The organism is Deltaproteobacteria bacterium, from assembly GCA_016177765.1.
Lineage (GTDB): Bacteria > UBA10199 > UBA10199 > JACPAL01 > JACOUP01 > JACOUP01.
On record JACOUP010000001.1, the window covers coordinates 66,781 to 80,940 of the forward strand.

Consider the following 14,160-nt stretch of genomic DNA (forward strand, 5'->3'; position numbering starts at 1 on the left):
GTAGCGGGGGTGGGATTTGTTTCTCCCCCGTCGCTTCGCTCCTCCTCCGAAACCCGGCCGTCCTTGCTGTCGTTCTCCGCCTCAGGCGGATCACTTCTCGTCCGCTGGCGGCGCTTCGGATCGGCTTCAAATCCCACTCACACCCATAAAATAGCAAAGGCCCCAATGGGGCCTTTGCTATTTTTGTAGCGGGGGTGGGATTTGAACCCACGACCTCGAGGTTATGAGCCTCGCGAGCTACCGGGCTGCTCCACCCCGCAGTTTAGGTTCGCGAGGTTTAAGGGTTCCCCTCCGCTTTGTCAAGGGGTGTTCCACCCGAGGGCGTTCCACCCGCCGGCTCCAACCCCTTCTCTACCTCCTTCAACTCCTGCAAACCTTTCTCCAAGAGATCAAGCGCCTCCCTCTCCTCGTCACCAAGATCGGCGAGCCGAAGCGCCATTTCAGCCGTATCTTCAAACAACCCCTCCCCCTTTTCCTCCCTTTCCTCCGCCGCGGCGGCATTTTCTGCGGCGGCCTTCTCCTCAAAATCCTTCAGTGACGGCATGTCGGAGAGGTCCCTCAAACCAAAGAGGGCCAGAAATTCCGGTGTTGTGGCGTAAATCAAAGGACGCCCCGGTTCATCCTTCTTCCCGACCACACGGATGAAACGACGCTCCAAGAGCCCCTTCAACACCGCCCCGGAATCGACCCCACGGATATGCTCCACCTCCGGGCGGGTCACCGGCTGGCGATAGGCGATGATCGCCAAGCTCTCCAGCGCTGGTGAAGAAAGCCTCGGCGGCCGTCTCTGCTCCAGCTTCTGGACCCATGCGGCAAATTCGGGCTTCGTCCGAAGCTGATACCCCCCCGAAATCTCTTCGAGCCCAAACCCCCTCCCCTGTTCTTCATATTCCTTCTTCAGGGAGTCCAGGACCTCATGGATGACCCCGCCGGAGATCTCCTCATCAAAGACCGCCTGGATCTCTTTAGCCGTCAGCGGTCTGCCGGAGGCAAACAAGAGGGATTCAATAACCTTCTTCAGCTCTGTATGTTCCATAGATTTTAAGCCTCCATTAACTGCGAGTGGATCCAAATTTCGCCATAGGCACTTTTCTGGGCAACGCGGATCATCTTTAGCTTTGCCATCTCCAAGATCGCCAGAAATGTCACGACAAGGGTTTCCCGTGTCTTGGCCTCGTTAAAAAAAGCCCTCCACTCGATCTCTTTCTTCCCTTTCAGTTGATCGACCAGCTCCACCATCCGTTCCGAAACCGAGAGCCGATCCACCTTCACCTCATGCATCCTGTCCTTGGGGAGACGGTTCCAGACCCTCTGAAAGGCGGAGAGCAACGCTGAGAGATCAACCTCGAGCTCCTCCTCATCCTCAGTCCCAGCCTGAAACCGTTCGGTCGGGTGCCCAAAAACTTCGCGGTCCAGGAGCGGTTTCTTCTCAAGCCACTGGGAGGCCCTTTTATATTTTTCGTATTCAATCAGCCGCTGGACAAGATCGGCGCGCGGGTCCGGTCCCTCATCCTCCTCCTCCGAGGCCTCCGGAGGCAAGAGCATTCTGGACTTGATGTAAGCCAGTTCGGAGGCGGTATAGATAAACTCACCGGCCAGATCGACATTCAACTCTTCCGCCCTGGAGAGGTATTCGAGATACCGGTCCAGAATGAAGGCGATCGGGATATCATGGATATCGATGTCACTCTTGCGGATCAGGTGGAGCAGGAGGTCCAGCGGCCCTTCAAAACGATCGACTTCAATGGTGTAGTTCTCCATCTTCATACCTTCATCGCCTTTCGGACCTTCTCCATCGTATTCTGGGCAAGGGCCCTCGCCTTCTTGGCCCCCTCATCGACCATTTCATCCAGACGGCTCCCCTGTTTCAAGACTTCTTCCCTTTTTCTGCGTATCGGGTCCAGAAATTGATTGATCGTGGCCACCATCCTCTTTTTATCCTCCACGCAACCGATCTTGGCCTGACGACATTCGGCATCCACCTTCTCCACAACATCCTTGGGGGAGTGGAGTTTGTGATAATCAAAGATAAGGCAGATATCCGGGTTCCCGGGATCTTCACGCCTCATCCGGGCCGGGTCGGTAACCGCCGACATTACCTTTTTTTCAATCGTCCCGGCATCATCAGAAAGGTAGAGACAATTGTCATAACTCTTGCTCATCTTCCGCCGATCCATCCCCAACAGTTTGGGGGCCTCTGTCAGAAGCGGTTTCGGTTCGACAAAAGTTTCACCATAAAGATGATTGAACCGCCGGACGACCTCGCGGGCCAGTTCGATATGGGGGACCTGATCGATCCCGACCGGGACCTTGCCCGCGTTATAAAGAATAATATCGGCCGTCTGCAGGAGCGGATAACCCAAAAAGCCGTAGGTCGAGAGGTCTTTCGTGGTCAGCTCCTGTTGCATCTCCTTGTAGGAAGGGACCCTTTCCAGCCAGGGAACAGGGGTTATCATCGAGAGCAACAGATGAAGTTCGGCATGCTCCTTGACATCCGACTGGACAAAAATTGTCGCCTTCTTCGGGTCCAAACCAACCGCCAGCCAGTCGGCCAGGATTTCCCGCCGGGATTGTCTCAATCCCTCGGGGGAGCTGTATTCCGTGGTCAATCCGTGCCAGTCGGCGATAAAAAAGAGACAGTCGTACTGGTCTTGCAGTTTCAGCCAGTTTTTCAGGACGCCATGGTAGTGACCCAGGTGGAGTCTCCCTGTTGGGCGCATCCCTGAGACGATTCTTTCTTTGGGTGTAACACCCTTGGGTGTAACACCCTTCATGAGAGTAGAACCCCTGCCAAGAGTTGAACTGGTATCATCAGAAATCGCAGCACCCCCAGATAAAAGGCGGCAATCAGGATCAGAAACCCATAACGCCCGATCTTATGGTAGGTTTCAAGATATTTTTCAGGCAGGATCCCCTCAAGGACTCCGCCGCCATCCAATGGGTGCAAAGGGATCAGATTAAAGAAACAGAGCATCAGATTCAGATAAACTCCCACCTGCAACATTTCGCCGATAATCAGAAACGACTTGCCGGGTGAAGGGATTTGTAAAAGAAGTTGAAAAAAACCGGCAAAGAGAAAAGCGAGAAGGAGGTTGGATAAGGGGCCAGCCGCCGCCACACGAAGATGCCCTTTTCTCCCTCCCCTCAAATTCCGTGGGTCGACCGGCACCGGTTTGGCCCACCCGAAGGGGATCAGCCCCGGGACCAGAAACATCATGAGGGGAAAAAGGATCGTCCCGACCAGATCGATGTGGGCCAAGGGGTTGAGCGTGAGCCGCCCCATCAGCCTGGCAGTATTGTCCCCCAGTTTGTTGGCCATAAAGGCGTGGGAACTTTCGTGAAACGAGAGTGAAAAGAGAAAAACGGGGAGAAAAACGATAAAAAGCCTGATTTTTTCCGTCATTTCGGGGCAATATAACGGTGCCCCTGCCGCTTGTCAAACCGGATTAATGTGTCAAAACTCCGACGCTTGAGTCTCTCAAAATGAGAAAAACCGGTCTGTCACAGGGGGACAGCCAGACGGCCAGGAATTGCCTGAGGTCTTAGACTTCTTTGTAATTCAACAAGTTATACGCGTACCTGGCACGAATCAGGGATTTCTTTCCAATGGCACACCACTTGCTTGTATAATAGGGGGAGGTGGTCACTCGCAACTTAAGGGATCTACGGGAACGAAAATAACCATGGTGACAAAAAATAGAACCCCCCTGATTTTGGCCTTTTGCCTCTCCCTCTTTCTCCTCTCCTGTTCGGATGACAAGAAGGAGGAAGGAACGCCGGGACCGAAACCGGTTGTCCCTGGTGTTGTCGTCCCTTCCCCTCCCGGCGGTGAAGGAGATGATGATTTGTCTCCGGGAGGCGGTGGTGGTGGAACAATCCCCCCTCCCCCTGTTGAGGATTGCGAAATTGAGGGGGATGAAAACGGCAACGGTCTTGCCGATTGCGCCGATCCGGCCTGTACTGCAAACATTGTCTGCCAGAACCCTGGTGACGAACCGGGTGACGGTGGTGAAGGGGATGGGGGTGATGGAGATGATGGGATCGCCGGGGATGGACCCGCTGTCCCAGGACTTGGCAGTTTTGCCAACAGTTTCGCAAGCCAGTTTCAAAATATCGCCAATCAGTTTGCCAGCATCTTTGGAGTGGGCCAACCGGGTGGTGGAGCTGGGGGTGGTGGAACCCCGGCACCGCATGATTGCGATGCCCCCTTAAGTTTAGGAACCGAGTTTGAGATTGTTAACGGTGAGGCAAGCGCCATCACCCAGGGGGGAGCCAACTCCTCTGTCGCCGCTTCCCCCCCCCTCTCGATCATCATCTGGCCCCTTCTGGACGGGGAGAGGATCGCCAGGGCAGACTCACAATACCAATATCAATGGAGTCAGAACGGCGCCGTCGTCAGCACGATGAGGGCCCCCGGTTTTAGTTACACCGACAGCCATGTCGGCCATTTTGTTTACAATCTGCAAATAACCGACACCGCCTGCGGTAACAGGATCGCCACGGACACCCCAACTGTCGACATCTATGGAGTGGGTGGTGCGGCAGGACAAGGGGGGGCTGGCGGAGGAGGAATCCCCCCCCCTGGAGAGGCGGCGGTGTGTGACGTCCTGAACGGTGTTGACCTGAGGGCCGAGGTTACCAGCGGGACGCCACTGGATCCCGATCCCGGATACACTGTCGGCTCGGGATCGATCAGAGTCCGGTTCGACGCCTACGTGAAAAAGAACGGCTCTTCCAATTGGACCCTCAACCAGGGGAATTTCAACTACGTCTGGAGGAGAGCCGGCAGGACTATTCAAAACAACCCTGCGGCTCAATACGAGAGTCTGTTTTCCGATCCGGGAACCTATGAGATCGAGGTGACCGTTTCTGATCGATGTGCCCGACCAACAACAAAGTGGATGCGACGTTTTGTCATCGTCCGGGAGCCACAGACCGGGGCCGGTGGTGGGACAGGATCCGGAAGCAGTCGTGGTTCTTCCCAGGAAACCGGGGAGACACTCGACTTCGGCGGCGGCCCTGTTGATGAATTTGCCGGGGCCACCGGCGGAGATATCGCTGTTGCGGTCAAGATCCGCAACTCCATCGTCTCTTACAAAATTTACCAGACGGTCCCTCAAAGTTTCCGTGACGGTTGGACCCGCTTAAGCGAACTCCACGAGCACTTAGGGGGGTGTGGTCGCGGAGAAGACCTGAAGCTCACCTCCCCTTCCGTGGCGATAACCCCGAATGGCCAGAGGATCCTCATTGCGCTCCATAAAAAATGCCTTAAAAATAATGAGGTCAAATCCCAAAATGTCGTCCACCAGGAGATCTGGTACAAAGATGGCCAATTTAGGGAGCGTTATGACACCGATCGGGGGATCACGATGGATCAGACCGGCCAAAAATGGTCCCCCAAGGCGATCTGTCTTGCCTCCGGAGACTGCGCCATCGGTTACGTTCGTTACAAGGACGAGGGGAGGCTCCCGGCATGGGAGGAACAGTCCATCTTCGGAGACACCAGGAGAGCCGGTTCCTATTTCAAGCATCTGACGACAAAAAAGGTTTACTACAAGATCTTCCCGAAAGAGGGAGATGCCCGAGGTCCCTTCAGGGTTAATGCGAGCCAAGACTCCATCCCCGGTGAATGGAGACAAAACATTATTGCGAGGGACCGGGAAACCCAGCTGACAGCCGTCTCCTGTGGCAACGACTTCTGCTTTAGCTTCATCCGGGAGCGGAGAGGTGAAGCAAACGACGTTCTCAGTCAGTCTGAATGGTTCCTCCGGATGGGAACGAATGGCGAGAGACGAAAGGACACAATTGAACATGATGTTTTAGAGGCCCCCGATGCGATGTTTGAATTGAAATTCACAAGCGGCGACAATCTGGTAAAGGTTTACAGGATCCCACCGTCCCAAGAAAGGTCGTTTGACGGGTCGTTAGTCGTCACACAGGTCACCTTGAATAATACAGAAAGGTTCAGGTATGATATGCCAAGTGGCACGGAGTGGTTGGCTCACGACCGTTTCTTTTTCAGTGTCAATGGCCAATTATACGAGATTCAGGAAACAGGGAGTTTCAGTGTAACCGTTTCCCGCGTCACCTGGAATGGAAACTTACTCGTCGAATCCCCCTTGGAATCCTTTGTCACTAATTGGGGGAGTCGCCAGAACAACTCTTTTTCCTACATGAACACCACTCCTGATAACAGCACCGGGCACTATTTCATCCTTTGGCGGGGGACAGACGGAGACCTGCACGGGGTTATCAGAGACCTACCATAATTCCTCAGGGGCCAAACTACACCCTCCCCCACCGCCGCCAACCTGGTCAATACTGCTTCCGGAACCTGAGGGGTCCTCAACAACACCACCGCCGTTAGGGGTCTCCCCCGCACCACTCCCCTCTTCCGGGCCCTTCGAGGAGGTCGTTGAGGCCGACCCACAGACCCCATCCCCATCCTTGTCATTGTCAGGATCCAGGACACAGGCGTCGCAGGCATCCCCGATCCCATCCTGATCGGAATCTTTCTGATCGGCATTGGCCACAGCCCGGCAATTGTCCAGATTCCCGCAGACCCCGTCCCCCTCCTGATCATTCTCTGGGTCGGAGGGACAACTGTCGCAGGAATTCCCCTGGCCGTCACTATCCAGATCGGCCTGATCGGCATTGGCCAAATTCAGGCAGTTGTCGCCGCCGTCACAAACGCCATCCCCATCCGAATCATTGAGGGCATCCACGGGACAAACGTCACAGTCATTACCAAAGGTATCACCATCGTCATTGGCCTGATCCGCGTTGGCATTTGTCGGGCAGTTGTCAACGTCCCCACAGACCCCATCCCCATCGGCGTCGTTGGCCGCATCATTCGGGCAGTCGTCACACTCATCCCCGATACCATCGCCATCCGTATCGGTCTGATCGTCGTTCCAGTCGTCATCACAATTGTCACAGGCGTCTCCCAGATCATCCGTATCGTTATTCGCCTGATCCTGATTGGAAACAGTCACACAATTATCACAGAGATCGCCGCGGCTATCGGCATCGGAGTTGGCCTGATCCGGATTGGCTTCACTGGGACAGTTATCGACGTTGTTGGCAAAGCCATCCCCATCAGTATCCGGGGGAGGGGCAAACGCCTTTGGCAAAAAGAGAAACTGAAGGGAAAAAAAGACGACAACCGCTGGCTTTAGGCAGTTCTGTTTCAACAAGTTAACAACCTTTTACACTAAACCGGCTGATCTGACAAGATTAATCCATTACGCCCGTGGGTGAAACTTTTTGTAGAGATCCTTGAGGTGCTTCATGCTGACATGGGTGTAGATCTCCGTTGTGGCGATATCGGCATGGCCGAGCAAGGTCTGGACCGCCCGGAGATCGGCCCCCCTTTCCAGCAGATGGGTCGCAAACGAGTGGCGGAGGGTGTGTGGTGAAACTTTTTTGTGGATCGAACTGACCAGGGCATACCTTCTCAAAGACTGCCAAACCGCCTGACGGGTCAAACCTGTTCCCCTTTTTGAAAGAAAAATGTACGGGGACGTAGGGGCGGTTCGCGAACCGCCCTTACACTTAGCCCACCCGGTACGAACCTGTTCCAAGTAGAGCCGAACCGAATCCAGTGCCTTCCGTCCCACCGGGACAAGCCTCTCTTTATTCCCTTTTCCCAAAACAATGAGATACCCTTTTTCAAAATTGATGTCGGTCATTTTCAGGTGGACCAGTTCGGAGATCCGGAGACCGCAGGCGTAGAGGAGTTCCAGCAAGGCCCGGTCCCGGATCCCCTCCTTTTTCTGATCGGGAGGGAGGGCCAGCAATTCCTCCATTTCCGGATAAGAGAGGAGGTTCGGCAGGCGGCGGCCAATTTTGGGGAAGAGGATCGACTCGGCCGGATTTTTCTTTAAAAATTTTTCGGCGATACAATAATCAAAAAACTGACGGAGGCTAACCAGCTTTCTTGCCAAAGAACGGGACTTGATCCCCTTTCTGGAAAGCCCAAGGAGGTATTCGGTCAGTTTTTTTTCCCCAACGGCCACGATGGAGCCAATTTTTTTGGCCTTGGGTGAATCACCCTGGAGGAAGGAAAAGAAATGGACAAGGTCACTGGAGTAGGAGGAAACAGTATTCCAAGAGAGCCCTTTTTCGACCCGGAGATGATTGAGATAACCGTCGAGAAGAGTATCCATAGGGCTCGGGTGAATCACCCTTGAAATTGGGTTCATCCTACTCTAAGTTCTCTGCCATGTCTATGGTTTCGACCGAACCGATTTTTGAGTTTTACCCAAGCCAGGAATTCCGTAATCACTCCTCCCTTCTTCTGGAGATCGGCCCGGGCCGGGGGGATTTTTTGTTTCACCTCTCTCAAGAAAACCCAAACCAGCCGATTGTGGCGATTGAGTACAAACGAAAGCGGTTTGAAAAATTGATCGAAAGGACACGGAAAAAAGAACGGGGCAACATCTCTCTGATCCTCGGGGATGCCAGGGAGGCCTTGCCCCTTTTCTTTCACGAAGAGCAGTTGGAGAAAATCTTTATCTTCCATCCGGATCCCTGGCCGAAGAGGCGCCATGCCAAACACCGGTTGATCCAGCCGGACTTTTTAAAAATTCTGGCGGGAAAGATGAAAAAAGGGGGGCTCCTCACCATCCAGACCGATGACGCCCCTTATGCCGCCTGGATCGAATCCTCCCTGAAAACGATTGACTGTTGGGTTTCCTCAGAAGCCCCACAAAGATCGGTCAGGACCCTTTATGAGGAAAAGATGCAAGGGAAACTGATCTTTACATTTACATTAAAGAAATGTTAGGGGGCACGGGTGTCCACTAAACCTTCCAAAGAATTGGAAACCTTCCCAAACCCAAAACCGGATCGGGACTATGAGATCTTTTTCGATTGCCCGGAATTCACCAGCCTTTGCCCCAAAACCGGTCAGCCTGATTTTGCAACAATCCGGATCCGCTATATCCCGGACAAACTCTGCATCGAAATGAAATCCCTCAAGCTCTACCTCTGGTCCTTTCGGAATGAAGGGCATTTCTACGAGAAGGCCACGAACCGGATCCTCGATGATCTCGTCCAGGCCTGCCAGCCGCGCTGGATGGAGGTGATTGGAGATTTCAATGTTCGGGGTGGAATGAAGGGGATTGTCACGGCGACGTTCGGAAAAAAACCTACCTGATCAAATTCATAAATTCCTGCCGGGTTTCCTGTCTCTTTCGAAAGGCGCCGAGCATGGCGGAGGTCACCACTACCGATCCCCTCTTCTGGACCCCTCGCATCTGCATGCAGAGGTGCTCCGCTTCAATAACAACAGCCACCCCCATCGGGTCCAGGACCTCTTGCAAGGTATCGGCAATCTGATTGGTCATTCGTTCCTGGACCTGAAGACGTCGGGCAAACATATCGACCAGCCGGGCGAGTTTGCTAATCCCCAGGATTTTTTTACTGGGGATATAGGCGATGTGGCATTTTCCAAAAAAGGGAAGGAGGTGATGCTCACACAGACTGTAGAGGGCGATATCCTTCATCGTCACCATCTCTTCGTGGTCTTCGGTAAAGAGGGCCCCGTTGATGATCTCTTCCAGATTCTCGTGATACCCTTTTGTCAAAAACTGGAGGGCCTTGGCAACCCGTTTTGGGGTTTTGAGGAGCCCTTCCCTCTCCGGATTCTCGCCCAAAAGGGAGAGGATCCGGTCGACAGAACCCTCCAACTCCTTTTGCCGATCTGGATGAAGCCTGTCGTAGGATAGCTCGATAATCTTGTTTTTCTTCTGAGGCATGGTAAAGATCTACCGTATCTGATGGATTTCGTCAACGATTCTTAAAAACTTCTTCGGGTCGAACTGCTCGCCGACGAGGCTCTTCCCTTTCAGCCAATTCCCCTGAGAGTCAAAGAAAAGGAGTGTTGGCCAGCCGACAACTTGATAGCGTGAGGTCTGCTCACGACATTGTGGGGTTTCCTGGGTGCAATCGATCTTGACGAGGACAAAAGATTTCAGCGCTTCACGAACCTCCGGATCGGCAAAGAGTGTCCTGTCCATCTGGAGGCAAGGAAGGCACCAGGTCGCCCAAAAATCGAGGAGGAGCGGCCTTTCCTCCCTTTTGGCTTGTGCGAAACCGGCCTTGGCATCGAGAACCCAGGGGAGACCGGTCTCGTGGAGTTGGGATGTTGATTTGTTCCACTGATGAAAAACGACCGAACCATAGTAGAAGGCGGGGATCAGGAGAACGAGGCCAAGAATTTTTTTGACCCAGTTTCCAAACGGACCCCACGAAAAGAGACGAACCGTCCCGAAGAAGGTCCCAACCACCAGAAACGGAAAGCCCATCCCGAGACCGAAGGCGAGCAGGAGGAGGAACCCGATGACGAGATCCCGGGTCTGCGTCACATAAAGAAGGAGTGACCCGATGACAGGTCCGACACAAGGGGCGGCCAGAAACCCGAGCGTCGCGCCAGCCAGGAGTGAACCGAAGATCCCCTCCCCTCCCGTCTTGGCCAGACGGTTGCGCAGGAAGAGAGGCATCTGGATTTCAAAGAGGCCCAACATCGAAAGGGCCATCAGGAAAAAGAGAAGGGTAAAAATTAGGAGGATCCAGACATTCTGAAAAAGAAACCCGAGACCCTGGCCGAGACTCGCCGCCAGGACCCCGAGCAGGGCATAGACAACCGCCATGCCGAAAACCAGGGCGAGGCTCAAGCGAAAATTACGGCGGAGCCTCTTTTCTTTTCGGATCCCGATGAAGGCGAGCGTGATCGGAATGAGCGGCAGGACGCAGGGGGTAAAATCGGTTACCACGCCGCCAAGGAAGGCCAACCCTCCCGCCAAGATTTTCTTTTCTTTGACAAGGGCTTCAAAATCACCTTCAAAAAAACCTTTTTTGACAAAACCGTCCCCCCTAAAATGAAGCAGAAACAGCTTCTCCTGTTGCCGGAAGCAAAAGGAGCCGGAACAACCTTGATACCTCAAGAGTCCTTTGACTTCTTCTCCGGGCTTCACCCGTTTGATAACTGCCGGAACGGTGACACCCCCTTCGTAGATCTCCAGTTCCTTGCCTGAGAATTTGTCGTGCTTGAAAACTGCCGCCGGAAATTGAAGCCGGACCAGTTGAACAGGCGAGTCTTCGGGAAATAAAATCTCTATTTTATCTTTGTAAAGGAAGTGTCCCGGTGGAACATTAAAGACGATCAGGAAAGAGGCTTCCCCAACCGCCGAAAACTCCTGGTTCGTCTGCTGGACCTCCCAGCCAAACGGGTCATCCAGCGAGAACAAGGGAAGAGTGAAAAGAAAAAACAGCAGAGCGGCAAATAACTGTAACCGTTTCATCAGATTCATGGTACAATAGACCCCAAGTTCTTGACAAGAGATTTGAATTAGGTAGCCCTTACCCATGAAATCAACGAATAAGGTCATGCTGGAAAATGCCTGTCGGGTTGCCAAATCGGCGAGGGCCAAGGCGGTCTTTGTCCTTGTCGATGCCCTCGATCATATCGTTTTGGATGTCGAGGCTCCCAAAGGGTGTCCTTTCATTCCGGTCACGCGCCGTGGCCCGGATGAAATCCGTGAAAGTTTTCCGGAAGAGTTGAGAGGAATGCTGGACCGAACCATCCATATCCCAAAAATTGACATGACACGGATGGGAACAATCAAGATCGGCGTCATGCTCGCCCTCTCCAAACGTCTGATCAAACTGGGGGACAAGATTGTCTTTCTCACCGGCTCGACTGAAATGGCCACCCTGGACAGTATCCTCATCATCGACACGGCCCGGGAGACCGAGATCCTCACAACACAGGCGATCGGCGGGATTGCCGACAATGTCAAATCGGAGGTCTTTCAGGAGGCGTTGAATCTCTCCATCGAACTGGCCAGCCGGGGACGTGAAGGGAAACCGATCGGCACCATCTTCGTCCTCGGGGATGAGGACAAGGTCATGCAACTCTCAAAACAGATGATCATCAACCCCTTCAAGGGGTATACCGAGGAGGAAAGAAATATCCTCAACCCGACCCTCAAGGAAACACTCCGAGAGTTCTCAGCCATCGACGGGGCCTTCGTCATCTCTGGCGACGGTCTGGTGTTGACCGCTGGTCGTTACCTGAGCACCGCCGGTGACAACGAAAGCCTGCCGCAGGGTCTCGGCGCCCGCCATATCGCCGCCGCAGGAATAACAGCCTTGACAAGGGCGATCACGATTGCCATATCAGAGTCCACCGGTGATGTCCGGATCTTCAAGGATGGCAAGATCTTGATGGAGATTGAGAAACCGGTTCGAGTGTAAATTCAAGGAGAGTCCAATGACCAAGGAACCCGGCAAAGAAGAAAAATATTTTGACATCCGTACCGTCGAAAAAAACTTGAAGAGGGGTCTGGTCACCAAGCAGGAGCTCGACAAATTCGTCAAGGGACTGGATGACTCCAAGGATCATTGTGCCGAGATTCAGGTCTTCGAAGAAACCAAAGATAATAATACCTAGTAGTAAACCTCTTCGGTAATTTGGTGGGCCCCCTTCCACTCCTTGAGAAAGGGGCGCGGTTTTTCCCCTTCCCACTCGACATAGGCATAGGTCAAGCGAACGGTCCGTCCCAAAAAGGGGGGGTCCAGATTCACCTTCTCATTCCACAAACCGGTATTGATATAAACCTTGTCCGCGAGGAATTGTCTGAAAACATACTGGTGCGTGTGACCACAGATCACGACATGGCAATCCTTTCGGGTCAGCAGGATCTTCTTGGCCTGCCGGTCCAGCTCCGGGGCCATCGCCATCTCCTTGAGGATTTTTAGGGTCTGTAAAAAAGGGGACCGACGGGAGGGATCCTTGGTAAACCGAAAAGTAATAAAATAGTGAAGGATCCGAATGATCGACTTGATCGCAAAACGGGTGTCATGCACGAGGGCCCAGCGGATATAATGCTCCGTGGGATAGACCTTGTCAAAATAGGGACGTTCCTTTTTCACCCGGCTCAAGTAATGAATCACGAAAAGAGAGCCCCACGGCAGGTTGACGATTGGCTCCGGGAGATTCTGCCTCAGAAAAAGATGTTTTGCGTCAAAGGCGCTGTCGGCAAAAAAGCGGTGCCCGTGTTCAATATGAACCCCCCCTTCAAAGTAGGGCTCCAGCCGGACCTCGACATTATCGGCAAGATTTTGTTTTAAAAAGGCCGCCACAGCGGGCCAGAGGAGGCCCGGGTCATGATTCCCAAGCATAAAAAGGACACGATGCCCGGGGGTTCGTGTAAAACTCCTCATCTCCCCGAAGAGTTCCGGATGCCCTTTGAAAATCTGCTCCATCCTCCAAACAGCTGATTTCTCGGAAATCATGTCGGGATTGACAATCGACATGTCCAGATTCAGGTGGTTAAAAAAGTCCCCGTTACAGACCAGTTCGACCTCCGCCTTTTCAAATTCTCCGGTCCGGTAATATTTCATGAATTCGACAAACTGCTTGTCATAAAAGAAATCTTCAAGATGGTTAAAACTCCCGTCCGGCAGGAGTTTCCCTTTCCCGATATGAAAGTCACTTACCACAAGTCTAATTTTCATAAGACCCCGTCCTCAAAATTCTAAGGCCGATCTGATAATACTGAAGCCCGGTCACCAGGGTAAAGAAAAATGCCCCCCCCAGCATGACCGGAAATCCTTTTATAAAAAACCCGAGATGTTCCGTACTGTTGTTTTCAAGAAAAGAGAGTCCGCGAGGGGCGAGGGCGAAGACGAGGGCAAAGATCTGGAAAAATGTCGCCATCTTGGAAAGAAAGGTCGGTTTGTAAACGAGCTTGATTCGTTTTGCCTTAAAAATAATGAGGCCAATCACGATCATCAGGTCGCGCAAGAAAACGACCAGGGCGAGCCAAAAAGGGATGAGGCGGAGGATCGCCAGCGTGATAAAGGCCGAGGCCATCAGGATTTTATCCGCCATCGGGTCCAGAAAGGCCCCCAGATTTGACTTCTGTTTGAAAATCCTGGCAATGGAACCATCCACCATATCGGTCACTGCCGCGATGCAGAAAAGGATAAACGCCTCTTTCCAGAACCCTCGTGCCGCCGCCACAACAAAAAAGGGACAGAGAAAAATCCTGACAAAACATAAGATATTGGGGACCGTAAAACGAGCCATGGGGTCGTGATGATAACGGGGTTCGCCCATTTGTCAATCGGGAAGAGGCCCAACGAATGAAT

Annotated in this window: 15 protein-coding genes and 1 tRNA gene; 5 read left to right on the plus strand and 11 right to left on the minus strand. The window is 53.1% G+C overall.

The annotated features are described in order from the left end of the window. Positions 1–186: 186 nt before the first annotated feature. The 5 genes from HYS22_00290 to HYS22_00310 form a co-directional block, all read right to left on the minus strand. Positions 187–260 (minus strand) — tRNA-Met (locus HYS22_00290). Between the two features lie 17 nt (positions 261–277). Then, on the minus strand, positions 278–1,036 hold the full coding sequence (gene scpB, locus HYS22_00295; GenBank protein ID MBI1908601.1) for an SMC-Scp complex subunit ScpB: 759 nt from the start codon (positions 1,034–1,036) through the stop codon (positions 278–280). A 5-nt stretch (positions 1,037–1,041) separates the two neighbouring features. Continuing rightward, positions 1,042–1,767, minus strand: a complete 726-nt coding sequence (locus tag HYS22_00300) for a segregation/condensation protein A (GenBank protein MBI1908602.1) — start codon at positions 1,765–1,767, stop codon at positions 1,042–1,044. Continuing rightward, a complete protein-coding gene (gene trpS, locus HYS22_00305) occupies positions 1,764–2,774 on the minus strand; it encodes a tryptophan--tRNA ligase (protein MBI1908603.1) in 1,011 nt (336 codons plus the stop codon). The genes HYS22_00300 and trpS overlap by 4 nt, the downstream gene beginning before the upstream one ends. Then, positions 2,771–3,403: a site-2 protease family protein gene (locus HYS22_00310; GenBank protein ID MBI1908604.1), complete on the minus strand. Its 633-nt coding sequence runs from the start codon at positions 3,401–3,403 to the stop codon at positions 2,771–2,773. The genes trpS and HYS22_00310 overlap by 4 nt, the downstream gene beginning before the upstream one ends. 280 nt (positions 3,404–3,683) lie before the next feature. On the opposite strand from HYS22_00310, the gene HYS22_00315 reads away from it, so the two are divergent. Further along, a complete protein-coding gene (locus HYS22_00315) occupies positions 3,684–6,269 on the plus strand; it encodes a hypothetical protein (protein ID MBI1908605.1) in 2,586 nt (861 codons plus the stop codon). Here the strand turns inward: HYS22_00315 and HYS22_00320 are convergent. Together HYS22_00320 and xerD are read right to left on the minus strand one after the other, a co-directional pair. After that, a complete protein-coding gene (locus HYS22_00320; protein MBI1908606.1) occupies positions 6,261–7,196 on the minus strand; it encodes a thrombospondin type 3 repeat-containing protein in 936 nt (311 codons plus the stop codon). The two genes, HYS22_00315 and HYS22_00320, sit on opposite strands and share 9 nt — an antisense overlap. A 48-nt stretch (positions 7,197–7,244) precedes the next feature. After that, positions 7,245–8,168 (minus strand): site-specific tyrosine recombinase XerD, encoded by a 924-nt coding sequence (gene xerD / locus HYS22_00325; protein ID MBI1908607.1) that lies wholly within the window; start codon positions 8,166–8,168, stop codon positions 7,245–7,247. A gap of 56 nt (positions 8,169–8,224) precedes the next feature. On the opposite strand from xerD, the gene trmB reads away from it, so the two are divergent. Together trmB and queF are read left to right on the plus strand one after the other, a co-directional pair. Continuing rightward, positions 8,225–8,788: a tRNA (guanosine(46)-N7)-methyltransferase TrmB gene (gene trmB, locus HYS22_00330; protein ID MBI1908608.1), complete on the plus strand. Its 564-nt coding sequence runs from the start codon at positions 8,225–8,227 to the stop codon at positions 8,786–8,788. A 9-nt stretch (positions 8,789–8,797) separates the two neighbouring features. Further along, positions 8,798–9,160 (plus strand): NADPH-dependent 7-cyano-7-deazaguanine reductase QueF, encoded by a 363-nt coding sequence (gene queF / locus HYS22_00335; protein MBI1908609.1) that lies wholly within the window; start codon positions 8,798–8,800, stop codon positions 9,158–9,160. Here the strand turns inward: queF and folE are convergent. Together folE and HYS22_00345 are read right to left on the minus strand one after the other, a co-directional pair. Further along, a complete protein-coding gene (gene folE, locus HYS22_00340) occupies positions 9,153–9,761 on the minus strand; it encodes a GTP cyclohydrolase I FolE (protein ID MBI1908610.1) in 609 nt (202 codons plus the stop codon). The genes queF and folE overlap by 8 nt on opposite strands. A 9-nt stretch (positions 9,762–9,770) precedes the next feature. After that, on the minus strand, positions 9,771–11,306 hold the full coding sequence (locus HYS22_00345; protein MBI1908611.1) for a thioredoxin family protein: 1,536 nt from the start codon (positions 11,304–11,306) through the stop codon (positions 9,771–9,773). A gap of 64 nt (positions 11,307–11,370) precedes the next feature. Between HYS22_00345 and HYS22_00350 the strand changes: the two genes are divergently transcribed. Then, positions 11,371–12,261, plus strand: coding sequence for a DNA integrity scanning protein DisA nucleotide-binding domain protein (locus HYS22_00350; GenBank protein MBI1908612.1), 891 nt, complete (start codon positions 11,371–11,373; stop codon positions 12,259–12,261). A 16-nt stretch (positions 12,262–12,277) separates the two neighbouring features. Next, positions 12,278–12,457: a hypothetical protein gene (locus HYS22_00355; protein ID MBI1908613.1), complete on the plus strand. Its 180-nt coding sequence runs from the start codon at positions 12,278–12,280 to the stop codon at positions 12,455–12,457. Here the strand turns inward: HYS22_00355 and HYS22_00360 are convergent. Both HYS22_00360 and HYS22_00365 read right to left on the minus strand, forming a co-directional pair. Then, complete coding sequence (locus tag HYS22_00360; GenBank protein ID MBI1908614.1) at positions 12,454–13,524, minus strand: metallophosphoesterase; 1,071 nt, start codon at positions 13,522–13,524, stop codon at positions 12,454–12,456. The two genes, HYS22_00355 and HYS22_00360, sit on opposite strands and share 4 nt — an antisense overlap. Further along, a complete protein-coding gene (locus tag HYS22_00365; GenBank protein MBI1908615.1) occupies positions 13,514–14,098 on the minus strand; it encodes a CDP-alcohol phosphatidyltransferase family protein in 585 nt (194 codons plus the stop codon). Before HYS22_00365 ends, HYS22_00360 begins: the two co-directional genes overlap by 11 nt. Positions 14,099–14,160: the final 62 nt, after the last annotated feature.

Excerpts from the sequence above, each read along its gene's own strand:
- trpS (MBI1908603.1), bottom strand. The coding sequence starts at position 2,774 with ATGAAGGGTGTTACACCCAAGGGTGTTACACCCAAAGAAAGAATCGTC.
- HYS22_00360 (MBI1908614.1), bottom strand. The coding sequence starts at position 13,524 with ATGAAAATTAGACTTGTGGTAAGTGACTTTCATATCGGGAAAGGGAAA.
- folE (MBI1908610.1), bottom strand. The coding sequence starts at position 9,761 with ATGCCTCAGAAGAAAAACAAGATTATCGAGCTATCCTACGACAGGCTT.
- xerD (MBI1908607.1), bottom strand. The coding sequence starts at position 8,168 with ATGGATACTCTTCTCGACGGTTATCTCAATCATCTCCGGGTCGAAAAA.
- HYS22_00345 (MBI1908611.1), bottom strand. The coding sequence starts at position 11,306 with ATGAAACGGTTACAGTTATTTGCCGCTCTGCTGTTTTTTCTTTTCACT.
- trmB (MBI1908608.1), top strand. The coding sequence starts at position 8,225 with ATGTCTATGGTTTCGACCGAACCGATTTTTGAGTTTTACCCAAGCCAG.
- HYS22_00300 (MBI1908602.1), bottom strand. The coding sequence starts at position 1,767 with ATGAAGATGGAGAACTACACCATTGAAGTCGATCGTTTTGAAGGGCCG.
- HYS22_00350 (MBI1908612.1), top strand. The coding sequence starts at position 11,371 with ATGAAATCAACGAATAAGGTCATGCTGGAAAATGCCTGTCGGGTTGCC.
- HYS22_00310 (MBI1908604.1), bottom strand. The coding sequence starts at position 3,403 with ATGACGGAAAAAATCAGGCTTTTTATCGTTTTTCTCCCCGTTTTTCTC.
- HYS22_00315 (MBI1908605.1), top strand. The coding sequence starts at position 3,684 with ATGGTGACAAAAAATAGAACCCCCCTGATTTTGGCCTTTTGCCTCTCC.
- HYS22_00365 (MBI1908615.1), bottom strand. The coding sequence starts at position 14,098 with ATGGCTCGTTTTACGGTCCCCAATATCTTATGTTTTGTCAGGATTTTT.
- HYS22_00355 (MBI1908613.1), top strand. The coding sequence starts at position 12,278 with ATGACCAAGGAACCCGGCAAAGAAGAAAAATATTTTGACATCCGTACC.
- scpB (MBI1908601.1), bottom strand. The coding sequence starts at position 1,036 with ATGGAACATACAGAGCTGAAGAAGGTTATTGAATCCCTCTTGTTTGCC.